This window comes from Lactobacillus kitasatonis DSM 16761 = JCM 1039 (assembly GCF_000615285.1).
GTDB classification, from domain to species: Bacteria; Bacillota; Bacilli; order Lactobacillales; family Lactobacillaceae; genus Lactobacillus; species Lactobacillus kitasatonis.
Window position 1 is genome coordinate 85363 of record NZ_BALU01000007.1, and the last position, 14791, is coordinate 100153.

Below are 14791 nucleotides of genomic sequence, written 5' to 3' on the forward strand. Positions count from 1 at the left end.
ATAAATGAAACATAAAGTATTAATAGGTGCAATTATTACGACCTTGGTGGCCTTTCTTTTGTACACGACTAACTTAAAACGCGTGGATAACGCCAAATTAAAGGTTGTGGGACCAACAACCAGCAAGGTTAATAAGAAGAAAAAAGCCAAGGAACCAAAGGTAAAGACGCTGAAGGAACCTAAGGTTAACTCAATTGAATATACTAACCACGTTAAGGCTAAGAGCGGTAGCAACAAGAAGCTGGTTAAGATCATTAAGAAGACGATGGGCGTTGATGACAGCTACCAAGTTGCTGTCCAAGATTTGACCAATTCTAGCCGTTATGCCGTGGTCGCTAATACGCAAAAGGCACATGATGCTAAAAAGGCGATGAAGTTGTTCTTGCTTATTGCGCTATATGAACAAGAACAAAACGGTAAGATTAATTCTAGAACCGCGATTAAGATTAAGAAGTCAGACAAGGCCAAGGGCGATAAGATGTTCCAGGTTAATATGGCTTATGGCATTGCTTACTTGCGTGAAGGGATGCTTAAAGGCAATAAGACTGCATCAAACGCTTTGCTTAGAAAAGTTGGCGTAAATAATGTTGACTCTGTAGCTAAGAGAATGGGTGCAACGCAAACGTCGATCGCCAAGAACTTTAACGGTGATTCATATGGTAAGACGACTGCTAACGATTTGACTAAGACGATGGTCGGTCTTTACCAAGGTAGAGTGCTTAACCGGCAACATGCTAGTCGTGTACTTAGCACAATTGCTAGCTCACGTCCTTTGCCAAGCATGGTGAACGGCATCAGCGGCGGCATTTATGCGATCGGTGATGATGATTTTGCGACAGCAATCGTCCAAGGCAACGGCCATGCTTACAGCATGTCTGTTTGGGGCAGCAACAATAAGAACTTTAATAAGCTAGGCAAACAAGTTAATAATTGGTTTAGTAAAAGAAAATAAATAAGCATAAATAATAAGGCGAAACGCCTTATTATTTTTTTACATTATTTACACTATGTAGATTGTATTCTTCACTTTGTAGTGATATATTATTTATTATGCTAGGAGAAGGAGGGATAAGAATGGCACAAAAAAGAAATCTTGATCTGGACAAGATCATCGATCAGGCAACTGAGCTGATTTGTGAGAAGGGCTTAGATAAGATGACGATGCCAGCTTTGGCTAAGTCATTAGATGTTCGCTCGCAATCACTGTATCACTATGTTTCAGGCCGAAAGCAGTTATTATCTTTAATTGGTGCAAGACAAGTGCAGATCTTACGGCACAAGTTAATGGATGATTTGATCGGGATCTCCGGTAAGGAGGCCTTGCTTAAGTTTGCGGACACGGTGCGTGAATTTTTGTTGAGTGATCGGGCTTTGTCCAGTATCGTGTATCATTTGAACGAATATCCAAAAGATGCTGAGATTAGTCAGGAGATTTTTAATCTGATAAAATTAGGTGAAAAGCTTAATTTTAGAAAAGAGAGTGTCATTTCATTCCATGCTTTAATTGGTGCTGTATTGGGTTATGTGTTTTTAGACAATTCATCTTCTTTTGTTGATGAAACTAAGGATGAATCTAATCGTAATTATCACGAAATGATTCTGCGTCTCGTAGAACCAGAGCCTGATTTACAAAAACTAGGGAGGAAATAGGAAAGTGCAGAAATTTCTGAAAAATCATGTTTTTTCTTTAATTGCATGGGTTTTGATATTGATTATTTCCGTTGTTGCTTTGCCTAATATCACTGAGCTAACTAACGCTCACTCAGATATTACATTGCCAAGCAATGTTGAAAGCAACGTCGCACAATCAATTGAAAACAACTGGGGTGCAAAGAAGAAAAACACCTATGCGATAGCACTTGTTTTTAACAAGGAACATGGCAAGCTGACAGATGCTGATAAACAAGCTATCAACAATACGCTTGACAAGTTTACTAATGATAAAAGCAAGTACGGAATTAAGGACACGCTGCTTCCTGATTCCAATATTGCTACTAGAAAGAAGCTTCAATCAAAAGACGGTACGACTTGGGTAGCACAATTCAACGTATCTAAGAAGGGCCGTACGGTTGAACAAGTTTATAACCAAATGAATAGGGATGTTAAAACGCAAGGCCTTCGCACTTATGTAACTGGTGCCGATGTTTTGCAACATGACTTCTCTGCTTCAATTCAGGAAGGAATTAAGAAGACTGAAGCAATCACTATTGTCTTCATCTTTATTGTCTTAATCATTGTATTTAGATCACCAATTGTGCCATTAATTTCATTATTGACTGTTGGTGTATCATTCCTTACTTCCTTCTCAATTGTTACGAACTTAGTAGAACATGCTAATTTCCCATTCTCAAACTTTACTCAGGTGTTCATGGTTATCGTGCTCTTTGGTATCGGTACCGACTACAACATCCTGCTGTATGACAAGTTTAAAGAGGACCTTGGGAAAGGGATGAACAAGTACAAGGCGATGCATGATTCGCTTCGTAACGCTGGTAAGACCATCCTTTACTCAGGTTCATCTATCTTAATCGGGTTTACTGCATTAAGTTTGGCTAAGTTCTCAATCTACCAATCAGCTGTAGGTGTTGCCGTTGGTGTTGCTGTACTTTTGATAGTACTTTTAACACTCAACCTATTCTTCATGGCTGTTCTTGGTAAGAGAATGTTCTGGCCAGTTAAGGAATTCACTGGCGAAAGTGATAACAAACTTTGGCATGGAATTTCAGCTTCAACTTTGAAGCACCCAATTATTTACTTGGTTGTTTTAGCTGTTGTTACTGTTCCATTCATGTTGATGTACTCAGGTCACTTGAACTACGACGATACTGATGAAATTGCTGATTCAGTTCCTTCTAAGCAAGGTTTGTTGGTAGTTCAAAAGCACTTCTCAAAGGGTATGGCTGAGCCATCATACTTGTACATCCAAAGTAAACATAGATTAGATAACGAAGAAAACTTGAAGTTGATTGATCAATTGACAAGACAACTTCAACAATCAAAAGACGTTTCATTTGCAACATCTGTAACCCAACCTTACGGTCAACCAATTGATATGCTTTACGTAAATAATCAATTGAACACTGTTAACGATGGGGTAGATCAAGCTCGTTCCGGTTTAGGTAAGTTAAGCAAAGGTGCTAATAAAGTAGCAAACGGTGCTAACAGATTAAGAGACGGTGCTGATCAACTTCAAGATGGTACGGGTCGTCTTCAAAGTGGTGCCCAACAATTAGTTGGTGGTACTAGTCGTTTACAAAATGGTGCTGAGCAATTGCAGAGTGGTGCCGTTCGTTTGCAAAACGGTTCAAATCAATTAGTTAGTGGTGCTGCTCGTCTTGAAACTGGTGCAGGTCGTTTAGCTAGTGGTACTCATGCACTTCAAAGTGGTGCAAGCAGCTTACAAAGCGGTGCTAACAAGTTGCAAAATGGTGCCAACAGTTTGCAAGCTGGTACCAAGACTTTGCAAAACGGTACCCAACAAATGGCCAACCAATTGCAACAATTGAGTTCACAACTTTCAAATCAATTAAGTGGTTCAAACAAGCAACAACTTGCTGCATTGCAAACCGCTTTGCCACAAATTAACAGTGGTATTCAACAATTGAATCAAGCTGTTAGTGGTTTGGATACTGCTAAATTGACTGAACAATTGAATGCTTTATCTAAACAAGTTGATGCTATGGCTGGTCAACAAGGACAACAAAGTTCTGATCCGGCAGCTGCAATGAAGCAAAAAATTGTAAATGCAATTCAAAGTAGCCAAGACTTTAAAGATGAAAGCGATAAACAAGCTGCAATGAAGGCTATAGCAGGTGCAATGTCTAGTGAATCTACAAATGGTGCTTCAAGCTCAGTAGCTTCAAATATTGCAGGTCTTAAGTCACAATTAGGTTCATTGCAATCATCACTTCAACAATTATCAACTCTTCAAGCTCAAGTAGCTAAGTTAGCTCAAGCTTCAAACCAAGCACTTCCAGGTGCCGCAACTGCTTTGAACCAATTAAGCTCAGGCTTAAGTCAAGTTCAATCAGCTGCTAGCGCGGGTGTTGCCGGTGCAAACAAGCTTAACTCAGGCGCTGCAGCTCTTAACAGCGGTGCCGGTCGCTTGAGTAATGGCCTTGGCAGTCTTGCAAATGGTGCCGGCCGTCTTAACGCAGGCGTTAGCCAACTTAACAGCGGTGCCGGTCAACTTCAATCTGGCTTAGGTACTCTTGCTAACGGTGCTGGTACTCTTAACTCTGGTCTTGGCACACTTGCAAATGGTGCCGGTCAACTTAACAACGGTGTTGGTCAATTAGCTAGCCAAGCTCCACAACTTATCTCAGGTATCGGTCAACTTAACAGCGGTGCAGGTCAACTTGCAAGTGGTGCTGGCAAGTTAGCTTCTAGAGTTCCACAGCTTACTACTGGTATTGATACTGTCAACAGTGGTTTGGGTCAAGGTGAAACTTACCTTAAGGGCTTAGGTTCATCTGCAGCCGCAGATACCTTCTACATTCCAAGGGAATTCTTGAAGAATCCAGAATTCAAGAAGTCAATGGATGTATACCTCAGCCCAGATAAGAAGTCAGCTCAAATCATCGTTGTCTTCAACTCAAACCCAAGTGCAACTGAAGCTACTGACGAATCACAAGAATTGAGCGCAATGGCTAAGAAGACCTTCCAAGGTACTGCTTTGAAGAATGCTAAGGTAGCTATGGGTGGTCAAAGTTCAAAGATCAAGGATACTAAGTCAGTTGCTAGTGGCGACTTCATCAGAACTGCCGCAATCATGTTAATTGGTATCGGTATTGCTTTGATGTTCGTAACTCGTTCACTTCTTCAACCTGTTTACATTCTTGGTACTTTGCTTATTGCTTACCTCTGCTCACTTTCAATCAACCAATGGATTGTTAAGGCAGTTCTTGGCAGAAGCATGCTTACTTGGAACACTCCATTCTTCAGCTTCATCATGTTGATTGCTTTGGGTGTTGACTACAGTATCTTCCTCATGACTCGTTACAACGAACTCAAGGAAGAAGGATTTACTACTCCAAGTTCAAGAATCTTGAAGGCATGTGCCATCATTGGTACGGTTGTTATCTCAGCCGCAATCATCTTGGGTGGTACTTTCGCAGCCCTCATTCCATCAGGCATTCCAACCTTGATCGAAGTTGCCTTGACTGTGGACGTTGGTTTGTTAATCTTGGTATTCATTTTGCCAATTACCTTATCAGCTGCAGTTAAGTTAACCTATGAAGGCATCGACTTCGGTAAGTACTTTAAGAGAAATAAAACTAATAACTAATCATTAGTTCAAAATAGAAAGAGCAGTCCTATGACATCGTAGGGCTGCTCTTTTTGTGCTCTCAGCTGTTTTACTAATTAACATGGTTAATCATGAGTAACCAAACAAAAACTATTACCTGGGTAATTATTCGCTTTGTATAAGCATGGTATAATATTAATACTAAAAAAGAAGGGACTTTTAAATATGACTACATGTCCAAATTGCGGTCACGAGATTAACGATACAGATGATATCTGTCCTAACTGCGGCTTTAATCTGAAAAAGTATCGTGACGATTTTTTCACAGACCAGCACAAGCAGGCAAAGTATGAACAACCTGATGAAGGTAAAAAGATTGCTAGCCGTGCTACATACCGCGAAGAATTTTATCCAGAAAAGCAAAATTCCACTGTCCAAAGAATGATTGCTTGGGTTAGAAAAAATGCGACAATTGTTTTTTTGCTCGGCGTCTTTTTATTGATTTTGATGAGTTTTTCAAGAGCAGCAGGTTGGGTTTGCTTCTTGGCATTGATGATCTGGCTCTTCATTGTGTGTGATCGCAATGAAAAAATTGAGCAATATACGGCCGATAAACGTTTAACTGAAAAGATCAACCAAGTAGGATCGAATGTTTTCAATCGAGTTGATGCGCGTGAAGATAAGGTGAGAACGCGTAGTAAAGAATTCGCCGAAAAGCATCCACGTGTTGAGAATCAAGTAAGAGAAATGAAAAAGCAGCGTAGTCATCGTTACAGCTATATTCAATTATCTGTAATTTTGACGGCTTTGATCAGTTTGATCGTTTTGTTCACGGATTCTGGCGCTTCTGTTTCGGCTGTAAGTTATACACAGAAGATGTCGATTTCCAATGTGATCTTTAGTTTGGCTGGTCGACTTCTATCAACCAATTCACTTCAAGCGCTTATTTTGTACATTGTTTGGTTGCTTTTATTGCTGTTCCCGGTTTTTATTATTTACAATGTTTTGAAGAATACAAAGAGTAGTCAGATTTTGGCATTTGTTTTGTCACTAATTGAAACGGTCTTCTTGATCTACATCATTTATATGATGTCTAGTTCAGTCCACGCATTAAATGGTGTTGTGGCACAGATTACAAGTCAATTAATTTCATATGCTGTTTCAATCGGAACTTCAGCATACTTCTTGTTGTTGTCTAGCGTTTTGACTACAGGACTTTCCGCTTTTAACATTTTTAAGCACAAGCAAAATTAATGATCTTTTACGAGCACAGTTTGACATAAGTCAGGCTGTGCTTTTTTCTGTTTTGATTTTGGTGGATGATGGAGTCGATTATGTAGACAAACGAAGGGGAAAACAATGGCATCATCATTAATTGATTCAGAATTATTCAAAGATCAATACAGTACAAAAGAAATGCGCGCCGTATTTAGCGAACGCGCACAAATTCAAAGTTGGTTAGATTGCTGGGTTGCCTTGGCCAAAGCTGAAGCAAAGAACGGCGTTATACCAGAGAATGTCGCTAAAGAAATTGCAGAAAAGGCCCACGCTGAAGACATCGATATGGATTATGTGCGCGAAGGTTTTAAAAAGACTTCACACCCATTGATGCCGCAGATTCGTGCCTTTATCCAACTTTGCTCACCAGAAGCGTGTGGCTACATTCACTGGGGTGCCACTACGCAAGATATCACCGATACGGGGACGATTTTGCAGTTAAGAAATGCTCAAGATATTTTAGAAAAGCAAATGGAGATTTATTAAATCAAGTTTTAGATAAAGCTGAAAAATACAAGGCTCTTCCTTAAGCCGGTCGAACTCATGCACAACACGCCGTTTCAATTACCTTAGGCTATAAATTCGCTATTTGGGCGAACGAATTGGGTCGCGATCTTGAAAGATTGCAACATGATCGCAAAACTTACTTTGCTGGCAACTTCGGTGGGGCAGCCGGAACCTTGGCATCTCTTTTTGATAAAGGAATTGCTGTTAGAAATGATTTTTGTAAAAATTTAGGTCTAGCTATTCCAACGATTACTTGGCACGTTTCACGCGATCGCTTGGCTAACTTCTCAAGTGATATTGCGATTGCTGCAAGCACGATCGGCAAGATGGCTAACGAAATCATCAATTTGCAAAGAACCGAAATCGAGGAAGTCGAAGAAGGATTCCAAATGGGCAAAGTGGCTCGAGTACGATGCCACAGAAGCGGAATCCAATGATCTGTGAAAATATTTATGCCAATGTTCGTTTGGTCAAAAACAATGCCAACTTGGGTCTTGAAGCGATGGTGCAAGAACATGAACGCGACATGTCCTTCTGGCAAACAGAATGGATGTATTTATCAGAAATGTGTTTAGTCTTTAGTGCCGCCATAAAAATGATGAGTCAAGTAATGGATCAAATGATCGTTCACGAAGACAACATTAAACGCAATTTGAATATGACTCATGGTTTGATCGTTTCAGAACGCATGATGCTCGATCTTGGCCGTTATATTGGTCGCCAAAATGCTCACGAGGTTATCTACGAGGATGCGCAAAAAGCGTTTAACGATCAGTTTGATTTCCTCGACGTTCTGTTAGCCGACGACAGAGTAACTAAAGACGTCGATGAAGCTACTTTACGTGAAATGCTTGATCCAGTGCGTTACGTTGGTTCATGCGTGCAAATGGTCGATGACGTAATAAAGAAATGGCGCAAGTAAAAAAGGATTGGCTAAAAGCCAATCTTTTTTTATCTAGTTAAAAACTATTGATTATTCTTAGTAACGTCGATAACCAAGTGTTCATTTACAAAGGCCATCATACCAAGTTCACTTAATTCACGGCCGTAACCTGACTTCTTAACACCACCGAATGGCAATTCACCAGAAGTGATCCAGCGACCGTTAATTACAGTCATTCCAGTTTCGATTTGAGCGGCGACCTTTTGTGCACGGTCGATATCGCTACTGATTACTGATGAACCCAAACCGTAGCTTGAGTCGTTTGCCAATTGAATTGCGGCATCGTCGTCATCAACAACGAAGACTTCTGCGACAGGGCCAAACAATTCTTCATCGAAGATTGGGTTGTCCTTGTCGATGTTGGTGAAAACGATAGGTCTGAAGAAGGCACCCTTAGAGTCAATTTCTGGGTATTGGTAGAAGACCTTAGCACCTGCATCAGTAGCCTTCTTTACTTGAGCTTCCAACTTTTCCTTGGCTCTTTCAGAGTTCATTGGTGGCAAAGTAGTGTCGTCTTCGAGTGGATCGCCAGCCTTCAAGCTTGAGAAGACGTTCTTCAATTCGTGCAATACTTCGTCATAACGGGACTTTTCAACAATGATGCGCTTAGATGAAGTACATACTTGACCATCGTTATAAGTTCTTGCATCGTTTAAAACGTTACGAAGAACTTGAGGATCTGCGTCGTCCAAAACGATAAAGGCATCGTTACCACCAAGTTCCATGGTTGACTTCTTCAAATTTTTACCAGCAGCTTCCGCGACAGCAGAACCGCCACGTTCAGAACCAGTTAATGCAACACCTTGGATGCGTGGGTCGGCAATGATCTCGCCCAATTGGTCGTAAGTTGGGTAAAGGTTGATCAAACTGCCTTCTGGAGCACCGGCACGCTTGATGATCTTAGCAGTGAGTGCAGCAGAACCTGGAACGTTGTGAGCATGTTTAAGCAAAACTGGGTTACCCACGATGAAGTTAGGTGCAAAGACACGAATAACTTGGTAAAGTGGGAAGTTCCATGGTTCACAGGCCATGATGACACCAGTTGATTGCTTCAAGTAGTAGGCATTACCCAAGCCAGTCTTTAATGGGGTAGGCTTAAGCATTGCTGGACCGTTTTTAGCATAGTAATCACAGATTGAAGCACATAATTCTACTTCTTCTCTTGATTCTCTAAGTAATTTACCCATTTCAAGGGTCATCATCTTAGCTAATTCATCTTCATGTTCACGTAAAGCATCGGCAACATCGTGTAAAATAGTTGCACGACTTTCAGGTGTTTCATGACGCCACTTCTTGTAAAGGGCGTGGGCTAAGTTGATAGAATCTTCGATTTGCTTTTTGGTTGGATTATCGTAACTAGCAAATTCTTCGTTGGTATATGGGTTAATTGACTGATATCTGGACAATTATTTTTCCTCCATTCATAACATTTTATTCATCTACAAGTTACACTATTTATTATAAAGCGTTTGCAAAGAAAACACATTGATTTGTACTTTTAGTTAGTAAAAATGCATGATAAACTTTTTATATGTAATTAATGAATTGAGAATCATGGAGGATTTTATGACTAAGCAAGTTTCCACCGCAACTATTTATTTGGGTACGCCTTTTTACAACGACGACCAACGCGCACGTGTTAAGAAGGCGATGGAGTTACTCGAAAAGAATCCAACTGTTGTAAGAGTACATTTCCCATTTGACCAAAACTTCGTTGATCCAGAAGAAAAGAATCCAGAAATCGGCGGTATCCGTAGCATGACTTGGCGTCTTGCAACTTACAACAATGACATCACTGGTTTTGTAAATGCAACCTGCGGCGTCTTTTTATACGACATGGACAACATCGATGATGGTAGTGCTTTTGAAATTGGCTTTATGCGAGCACTCCACAAGCCAGTAATTTTGGTACCATTTACCAATGATCCAAATAAAGAAAAAGAAATGAACTTGATGCTTGCACAAGGTGTAACTACAATCATTGATGGTAATACTGATTTTGAAAAATTAGCTACTTATGACTTCAACACCACACCTGCTAACCCAGTTGTTGGCTACAAGATTATCTAGCAAAAATACCCGGGGAATAATTCCTCGGGTATTTCTTTATGCATTCAATTGTTTAAGCAGTTTCCGCGCCTTTTTTAGTGTGATGCGGTTTCTATTGATTCTCGCAAAAGCACAAGCGTCATGCAGGTGCTGACTTGTAATCTCCTTTTTCTTGGCTTGTTCCATATCGTTTAAGCCTTGGCGCAAAAGGATGCGAGCCATGTAAAAGATGGAGTGTTGTTCCATGCCAATCTTATAACCGTAACGAAGTAAAGAGTTGGACTCTTTATACATCTTGCGTTCACCGTAGAATTCACCAGCATCGCATAAAATGGCCAAGATATGCATCGTAGTCAAAACGTTAGTGATGTCGACGTCCATAATGCTTTTTAGGATCTGGTCGTAGTAGTGCTGGGCTTTTTCAATTTCGCCTTGTTTAGCGTAGATTTGACTGCAGCCGTTTAAAGCAAGCAAACGGTAAATGTCGTTTTTAGGCAAGTTGTCCGTCGTTAGAATGTTGTTGAAGTAAAATAGTGCACTCATTTGGTTGCGGTCGCTTTTCAGTGCATATTGACCGCGTAAAAAGTGGTAATGTACTTTATCTTCATCACGCTTTAAATGTTGCGGATTAATCTGTGACAAGATGTTCAAAATCTTGGCGTAGTCAAAATTGATAAATGAAAAATCAGCTTCAAATAATAAGCGTGCGACTTTCTTCTCATCGCTACTGGTCATAATGTCGCCAACTTCGATGTTTAGTCGATCGCAGAGCTGCTTCAAAATTTTAAAAGACGGTACCTGACCATTATTTTCAAATTTACTTAAAGTAGATTGCGTACAAATGCCATGACAAAGGTCGGTTTGTGAAAGCTTTTGGTCTTTACGAATTTGTACGAATTTTTCTATATTGATCATAATTATTTTTGTCTCTTAATTGTTTGGAATAAAAAGTCGAGTGATTCATCGATGTAGTCGTTGCCGTAGTCCATTGCGTGGCCATGTCCTGGAATAACGAGCAGTTGCACGCCGTGATTTTGCTTAGCCAAAAAGTTAACGAAATCAAGGACTGAGTTAAGTGGTGTAAGTTCGTCTGCTGAGTTGATCATCATTACTTTGTCCAACTTGCTTAAGTCGTATGATTTTGCATCAAGTTTAGCCAAAACTTTTTGATCTTCAGTGCCGGTGTAAGTTAAGGTGAAGTACTTGTAGAATGATTGTCTGATTTGTTCAGGATCAGCGATGCCAAAGTCTTTTGCAGCTGCTGGGGATGCCTTAACGTCCTTGTGTTGTGCAATCCAGTTTGAATACTCAATTGGTGCAGACCAAGTTACCGTTGGGAAACCATATTTGCCTGCAACGTATAACGCCATCGTTCCGCCAACGCTGGCCCCGATTTGGACGATATTCTTGAGATCGTCCTCATCAGTATAATCAGACTTTAAAAGCCATTCGACAAAATGCAATGCATCTTCATGTGCAGCTGGAAAATGTGCCGCAGGAGCGAGGCTGTATTCAGGAATGAAAGTCATAAAACCTGCATTAGCTAAATCAACGCCGACGCTCTTAACACTTTCCTTATTGCCGCGGAACCAGCCACCACCATGCCAAAAGATTAAGATTTTGGTCTTAGAAGTTGTATTATTTGGGTAGTAAACATCGGCCCCTAATTTCTTATTTGTGTCGTAGATAACATTATTTTTAATTACAACCATGAAATGCATTCCTTTCATTAGATCTTTCACAGTTATTATATATTAACTATAGGAACAGAAGAAATTAATAAGAATATTTTTAGTTTTTTTATGATAAGGTAAATTATCAGTTAATTAGTGTTATTTTTGATAAAATTGACGTACTAGTCCTATGAGGGAAGGCGAAAAAATGCAACATATATCGGCTAAAGCAAGTCGCAAATTAATTAATATTGCCACGATAGTTTGTGGAATAATCATTATTTTGCTAGTGATCTATTGGTATCGGCTAGGTATTTTTACCGATCAAGCCAAAATGCGGGCTTATTTAGCTAATAAACAAATTGTTGGTCCGATCATTTTTGTACTGATTCAGATAGTACAAGTTGTTATACCGATCATTCCTGGGGGCGTTTCGCTGCTGGGCGGTGTGGTATTTTTCGGACCGATTGCCGGTTTTATCTATAATTACATCGGCATTTGCATTGGTTCAATTATCAACTTTTTCTTAGCCAGATATTACGGGCGACCATTTATTTTGCATATTGTCTCTGAAGAAACGCTAGACAAATATATGAAGTGGACGAAGAATCAAAAGAAATTCAACTGGTTCTTCGCGCTGTGTATCTTGGCGCCAGCGGCACCTGACGACGTGCTTTGTTTGCTGGCTGGTTTAACCAAGATGAAGTTTTCTACGTATTTCTGGATCATTATTTTATGTAAACCTTGGACAATTGCAGCCTACAGTTTTGGTCTGCAATATGGTGCAAGATGGCTGTTGAAGTTGATGGGTCACTGATGCTTGAATCAAAGAGAATATATTTAAGAAGATTTGAAGAAAAAGATGCGCCGTTATTACTGAAGTGGGGACAAAACGCGCGTTATCACGATATGGCCGGTTTTGAGCGGATGGAAAATATGGACCAAGCGGTAAAGAGCGTGCACCAATATATGGCACGCCCCGAAAGCTATGTTGTCTGCTTGCGAGGCAGCGATGAAGGAATTGGCCTGATTGAATTGTACGAACGCGGCATGGATGAGCAGAGTGGATTGCTTAGGACAAAAGAAATTGGCTTTTTGCTGGATCAAGCCTTTGAAGGCCATGGCTATATGACCGAAGCTGTTCATTTAATTTTGGCCTATGCTTTTAAACATAAAAGGCAAACGGAAATTTGGGCTGGCACTTTTGCCGACAATAAAAAGTCGCAAAAACTCTTGCAGCGATTGGGTTTTCACTACGTTTATACCGTCGATTACAGCCAAGTTAGCGCACTTTTTTCATTTAAAGAAAAATATTATTTGCTCAAAAAAGAAGAATGGCTTAAAATAGACGCAAACACGAAATCCTAAGACTGCTTCAGAGAGTTCACGGTTGGTGCGAGTGAATGCATAGTCGTTTCCAGATTTCAGTAATGTGGGCAATTAATAGTTGCACGGTTTGGCGTCGTTATTCGTCTATCAAAGAGGTGCAGTCTATTTTAGACTGAAGATGGGTGGTACCGCGAAACCGTGTAAGAGCCGATTCGTCCCAAATATAGGGATAATCGGCTCTTTTTTATGCATGGAGGTTTTATATGCTTGATATTAAAGTGATTCGTGAGAATCTTGACTGGTCAAAGAAGAAGCTGGCTACTCGTGGCATTAAGCCAGAAGAATTGGATGAATTAGTTGAAATCGATACTAAGCGTCGTAAGGATTTGACTAAGAGTGAACAATTGAAGGCTAAGCGTAACGACGTTTCAAAGCAAATTGCTGAAAAGAAGCGTAACAAGGAAGACGCTAGCGATGCCATTGCTGCTATGCGTGAAGTAGGTAAGGAAATCAAAGACTTAGATAAAGAAGTTGATGAATTAACCGAAAAGCAAAACTACATTTTGCTTAGATTGCCTAACTTCCCAGCAGATTCAGACCCAGTTGGTCCAGACGACAGCTACAACGAAGAAGTTCGCAAGTGGGAAGAACCAACTAAGTTTAACTTTAAGCCAAAGGCTCACTGGGACATCGGTACTGATTTAGGTATCTTGGACTGGGACCGTGCTGCTAAGGTTTCAGGTGCACGTTTTGTTTACTACATTGGTGCAGGTGCACTTTTGGAACGTGCCGTATTCAACTTCTTCCTTGATGAAAACACCAAGGATGGCTACACCGAAGTTATCCCACCTTACTTGGTAAACGATGCTTCAATGCAAGGTACTGGTCAATTCCCTAAGTTCCATGAAGATGTTTACACTATCGTTGACAACGACGATCCAGATAAGCCACGTGACTTGACTTTGATCCCAACTGCCGAAGTTCCTTTGGTAAACTACTTCAGAAATGAAATTATCCATGGCGACAAGCTTCCAATTAACGTAACTGCTTTATCACCAGCATTCAGAAGTGAAGCAGGTTCAGCTGGTCGTGATACTCGTGGTTTAATTAGAATGCACGAATTCCGTAAGGTTGAAATGGTTAAGGTATGTAAGCCAGACGAATCATGGGATGAACTTGAAAAGTTGACTCACAACGCAGAACACTTATTGCAAAAGTTAGGCTTGCCATACCACGTTGTTGCTTTGTCAACTGGGGATGCAAGTTTCACTAGTGCTAAGACTTACGACCTTGAAGTTTGGATGCCTGCACAAGACAAGTACCGTGAAATTTCAAGTTGTTCAAACTGTACTGACTTCCAAGCTCGTCGTGCACAAATTCGTTACCGTGACGAAGACGGCAAGCTTCACTTGGCACACACTTTGAACGGTTCAGGTTTGGCTGTTGGTCGTTGTGTAGCCGCAATTTTGGAAAACTACCAAAACGAAGACGGTTCAGTAACTGTTCCTGACGTACTTGTTCCATACATGAACGGTATGAAGAAGATCACTAAGGAATCAAGCTTAATCTAATTTAAATAGATTTAATAAGAAGACATTCGCTTTTAAAGCGAGTGTCTTTTTTGCTTTTTGCAAATAAAAAAGTTTTTTAAAAAATTTTGGCGAAAAATAGTCGAAAAAAGAGCAAATTTCGAACGATGATTAATTTTGATTTTTAAATGTAAAGAATAAAGTTCTCAATGAGAGAATGATTTAGTTGAAACAG

General features: G+C 40.3%; 14 protein-coding genes. 11 read left to right on the top strand and 3 right to left on the bottom strand.

The genetic code is table 11. The annotated features are described in order from the left end of the window. The first annotated feature begins 4 nt into the window (after positions 1-4). The 7 genes from JCM1039_RS05990 to JCM1039_RS12640 all read left to right on the top strand — a co-directional run bounded on the left by JCM1039_RS05990 (position 5) and on the right by JCM1039_RS12640 (position 7955). On the top strand, positions 5-952 hold the full coding sequence (locus JCM1039_RS05990) for a serine hydrolase (RefSeq protein ID WP_025015065.1): 948 nt from the start codon (positions 5-7) through the stop codon (positions 950-952). 122 nt (positions 953-1074) lie between these two features. Continuing rightward, a complete protein-coding gene (locus JCM1039_RS05995; RefSeq protein WP_025015066.1) occupies positions 1075-1650 on the top strand; it encodes a TetR/AcrR family transcriptional regulator in 576 nt (191 codons plus the stop codon). A gap of 4 nt (positions 1651-1654) precedes the next feature. After that, on the top strand, positions 1655-5287 hold the full coding sequence (locus tag JCM1039_RS06000) for an MMPL family transporter (protein WP_025015067.1): 3633 nt from the start codon (positions 1655-1657) through the stop codon (positions 5285-5287). Positions 5288-5473: 186 nt separating this feature from the next. Continuing rightward, positions 5474-6502, top strand: coding sequence for a zinc ribbon domain-containing protein (locus JCM1039_RS06005; protein ID WP_025015068.1), 1029 nt, complete (start codon positions 5474-5476; stop codon positions 6500-6502). A gap of 105 nt (positions 6503-6607) precedes the next feature. Next, positions 6608-7012 (top strand): lyase family protein, encoded by a 405-nt coding sequence (locus JCM1039_RS12855; protein ID WP_269082124.1) that lies wholly within the window; start codon positions 6608-6610, stop codon positions 7010-7012. 101 nt (positions 7013-7113) lie between these two features. Then, positions 7114-7470 carry a lyase family protein gene (locus JCM1039_RS12860; protein WP_307178374.1) on the top strand — a complete coding sequence of 119 codons (357 nt, stop codon included), beginning with the start codon at positions 7114-7116 and terminating at the stop codon, positions 7468-7470. Next, positions 7446-7955, top strand: coding sequence for a lyase family protein (locus JCM1039_RS12640; RefSeq protein ID WP_236692593.1), 510 nt, complete (start codon positions 7446-7448; stop codon positions 7953-7955). Before JCM1039_RS12860 ends, JCM1039_RS12640 begins: the two co-directional genes overlap by 25 nt. Positions 7956-7999: 44 nt before the next feature. Here JCM1039_RS12640 and JCM1039_RS06015 read toward each other — a convergent pair whose 3' ends face one another. Further along, the gene (locus JCM1039_RS06015; RefSeq protein ID WP_025015069.1) at positions 8000-9382 is read right to left on the bottom strand and encodes an NAD-dependent succinate-semialdehyde dehydrogenase; all 1383 of its coding nucleotides are present in this window, start codon (positions 9380-9382) and stop codon (positions 8000-8002) included. 160 nt (positions 9383-9542) lie between these two features. Between JCM1039_RS06015 and JCM1039_RS06020 the strand changes: the two genes are divergently transcribed. Further along, positions 9543-10046: a nucleoside 2-deoxyribosyltransferase gene (locus tag JCM1039_RS06020; protein WP_025015070.1), complete on the top strand. Its 504-nt coding sequence runs from the start codon at positions 9543-9545 to the stop codon at positions 10044-10046. A gap of 36 nt (positions 10047-10082) precedes the next feature. Here the strand turns inward: JCM1039_RS06020 and JCM1039_RS06025 are convergent, their stop codons facing one another. Together JCM1039_RS06025 and JCM1039_RS06030 are read right to left on the bottom strand one after the other, a co-directional pair. Beyond that, positions 10083-10940 carry a helix-turn-helix domain-containing protein gene (locus JCM1039_RS06025; protein WP_025015071.1) on the bottom strand — a complete coding sequence of 286 codons (858 nt, stop codon included), beginning with the start codon at positions 10938-10940 and terminating at the stop codon, positions 10083-10085. 2 nt (positions 10941-10942) lie between these two features. Beyond that, positions 10943-11737 (bottom strand): alpha/beta hydrolase family protein, encoded by a 795-nt coding sequence (locus JCM1039_RS06030; protein WP_025015072.1) that lies wholly within the window; start codon positions 11735-11737, stop codon positions 10943-10945. A gap of 169 nt (positions 11738-11906) precedes the next feature. Here JCM1039_RS06030 and JCM1039_RS06035 point away from each other — a divergent pair, with 169 nt between their 5' ends. From JCM1039_RS06035 to serS, 3 genes are all read left to right on the top strand, one after another. Continuing rightward, positions 11907-12515, top strand: a complete 609-nt coding sequence (locus tag JCM1039_RS06035) for a TVP38/TMEM64 family protein (RefSeq protein WP_025015073.1) — start codon at positions 11907-11909, stop codon at positions 12513-12515. Further along, the gene (locus JCM1039_RS06040; RefSeq protein ID WP_025015074.1) at positions 12515-13066 is read left to right on the top strand and encodes a GNAT family N-acetyltransferase; all 552 of its coding nucleotides are present in this window, start codon (positions 12515-12517) and stop codon (positions 13064-13066) included. Before JCM1039_RS06035 ends, JCM1039_RS06040 begins: the two co-directional genes overlap by 1 nt. Before the next feature lie 224 nt (positions 13067-13290). Next, positions 13291-14598 (top strand): serine--tRNA ligase, encoded by a 1308-nt coding sequence (serS, locus tag JCM1039_RS06045; protein ID WP_025015075.1) that lies wholly within the window; start codon positions 13291-13293, stop codon positions 14596-14598. Positions 14599-14791: the final 193 nt, after the last annotated feature.

Bases quoted from the DNA above. Each gene is read 5' to 3' on its own strand.
- JCM1039_RS05990 (WP_025015065.1), top strand. From the start codon at position 5: ATGAAACATAAAGTATTAATAGGTGCAATTATTACGACCTTGGTGGCC.
- JCM1039_RS05995 (WP_025015066.1), top strand. From the start codon at position 1,075: ATGGCACAAAAAAGAAATCTTGATCTGGACAAGATCATCGATCAGGCA.
- JCM1039_RS06005 (WP_025015068.1), top strand. From the start codon at position 5,474: ATGACTACATGTCCAAATTGCGGTCACGAGATTAACGATACAGATGAT.
- JCM1039_RS12855 (WP_269082124.1), top strand. From the start codon at position 6,608: ATGGCATCATCATTAATTGATTCAGAATTATTCAAAGATCAATACAGT.
- JCM1039_RS12640 (WP_236692593.1), top strand. From the start codon at position 7,446: ATGCCACAGAAGCGGAATCCAATGATCTGTGAAAATATTTATGCCAAT.
- JCM1039_RS06020 (WP_025015070.1), top strand. From the start codon at position 9,543: ATGACTAAGCAAGTTTCCACCGCAACTATTTATTTGGGTACGCCTTTT.
- JCM1039_RS06025 (WP_025015071.1), bottom strand. From the start codon at position 10,940: ATGATCAATATAGAAAAATTCGTACAAATTCGTAAAGACCAAAAGCTT.
- JCM1039_RS06030 (WP_025015072.1), bottom strand. From the start codon at position 11,737: ATGGTTGTAATTAAAAATAATGTTATCTACGACACAAATAAGAAATTA.
- JCM1039_RS06035 (WP_025015073.1), top strand. From the start codon at position 11,907: ATGCAACATATATCGGCTAAAGCAAGTCGCAAATTAATTAATATTGCC.
- JCM1039_RS06040 (WP_025015074.1), top strand. From the start codon at position 12,515: ATGCTTGAATCAAAGAGAATATATTTAAGAAGATTTGAAGAAAAAGAT.
- serS (WP_025015075.1), top strand. From the start codon at position 13,291: ATGCTTGATATTAAAGTGATTCGTGAGAATCTTGACTGGTCAAAGAAG.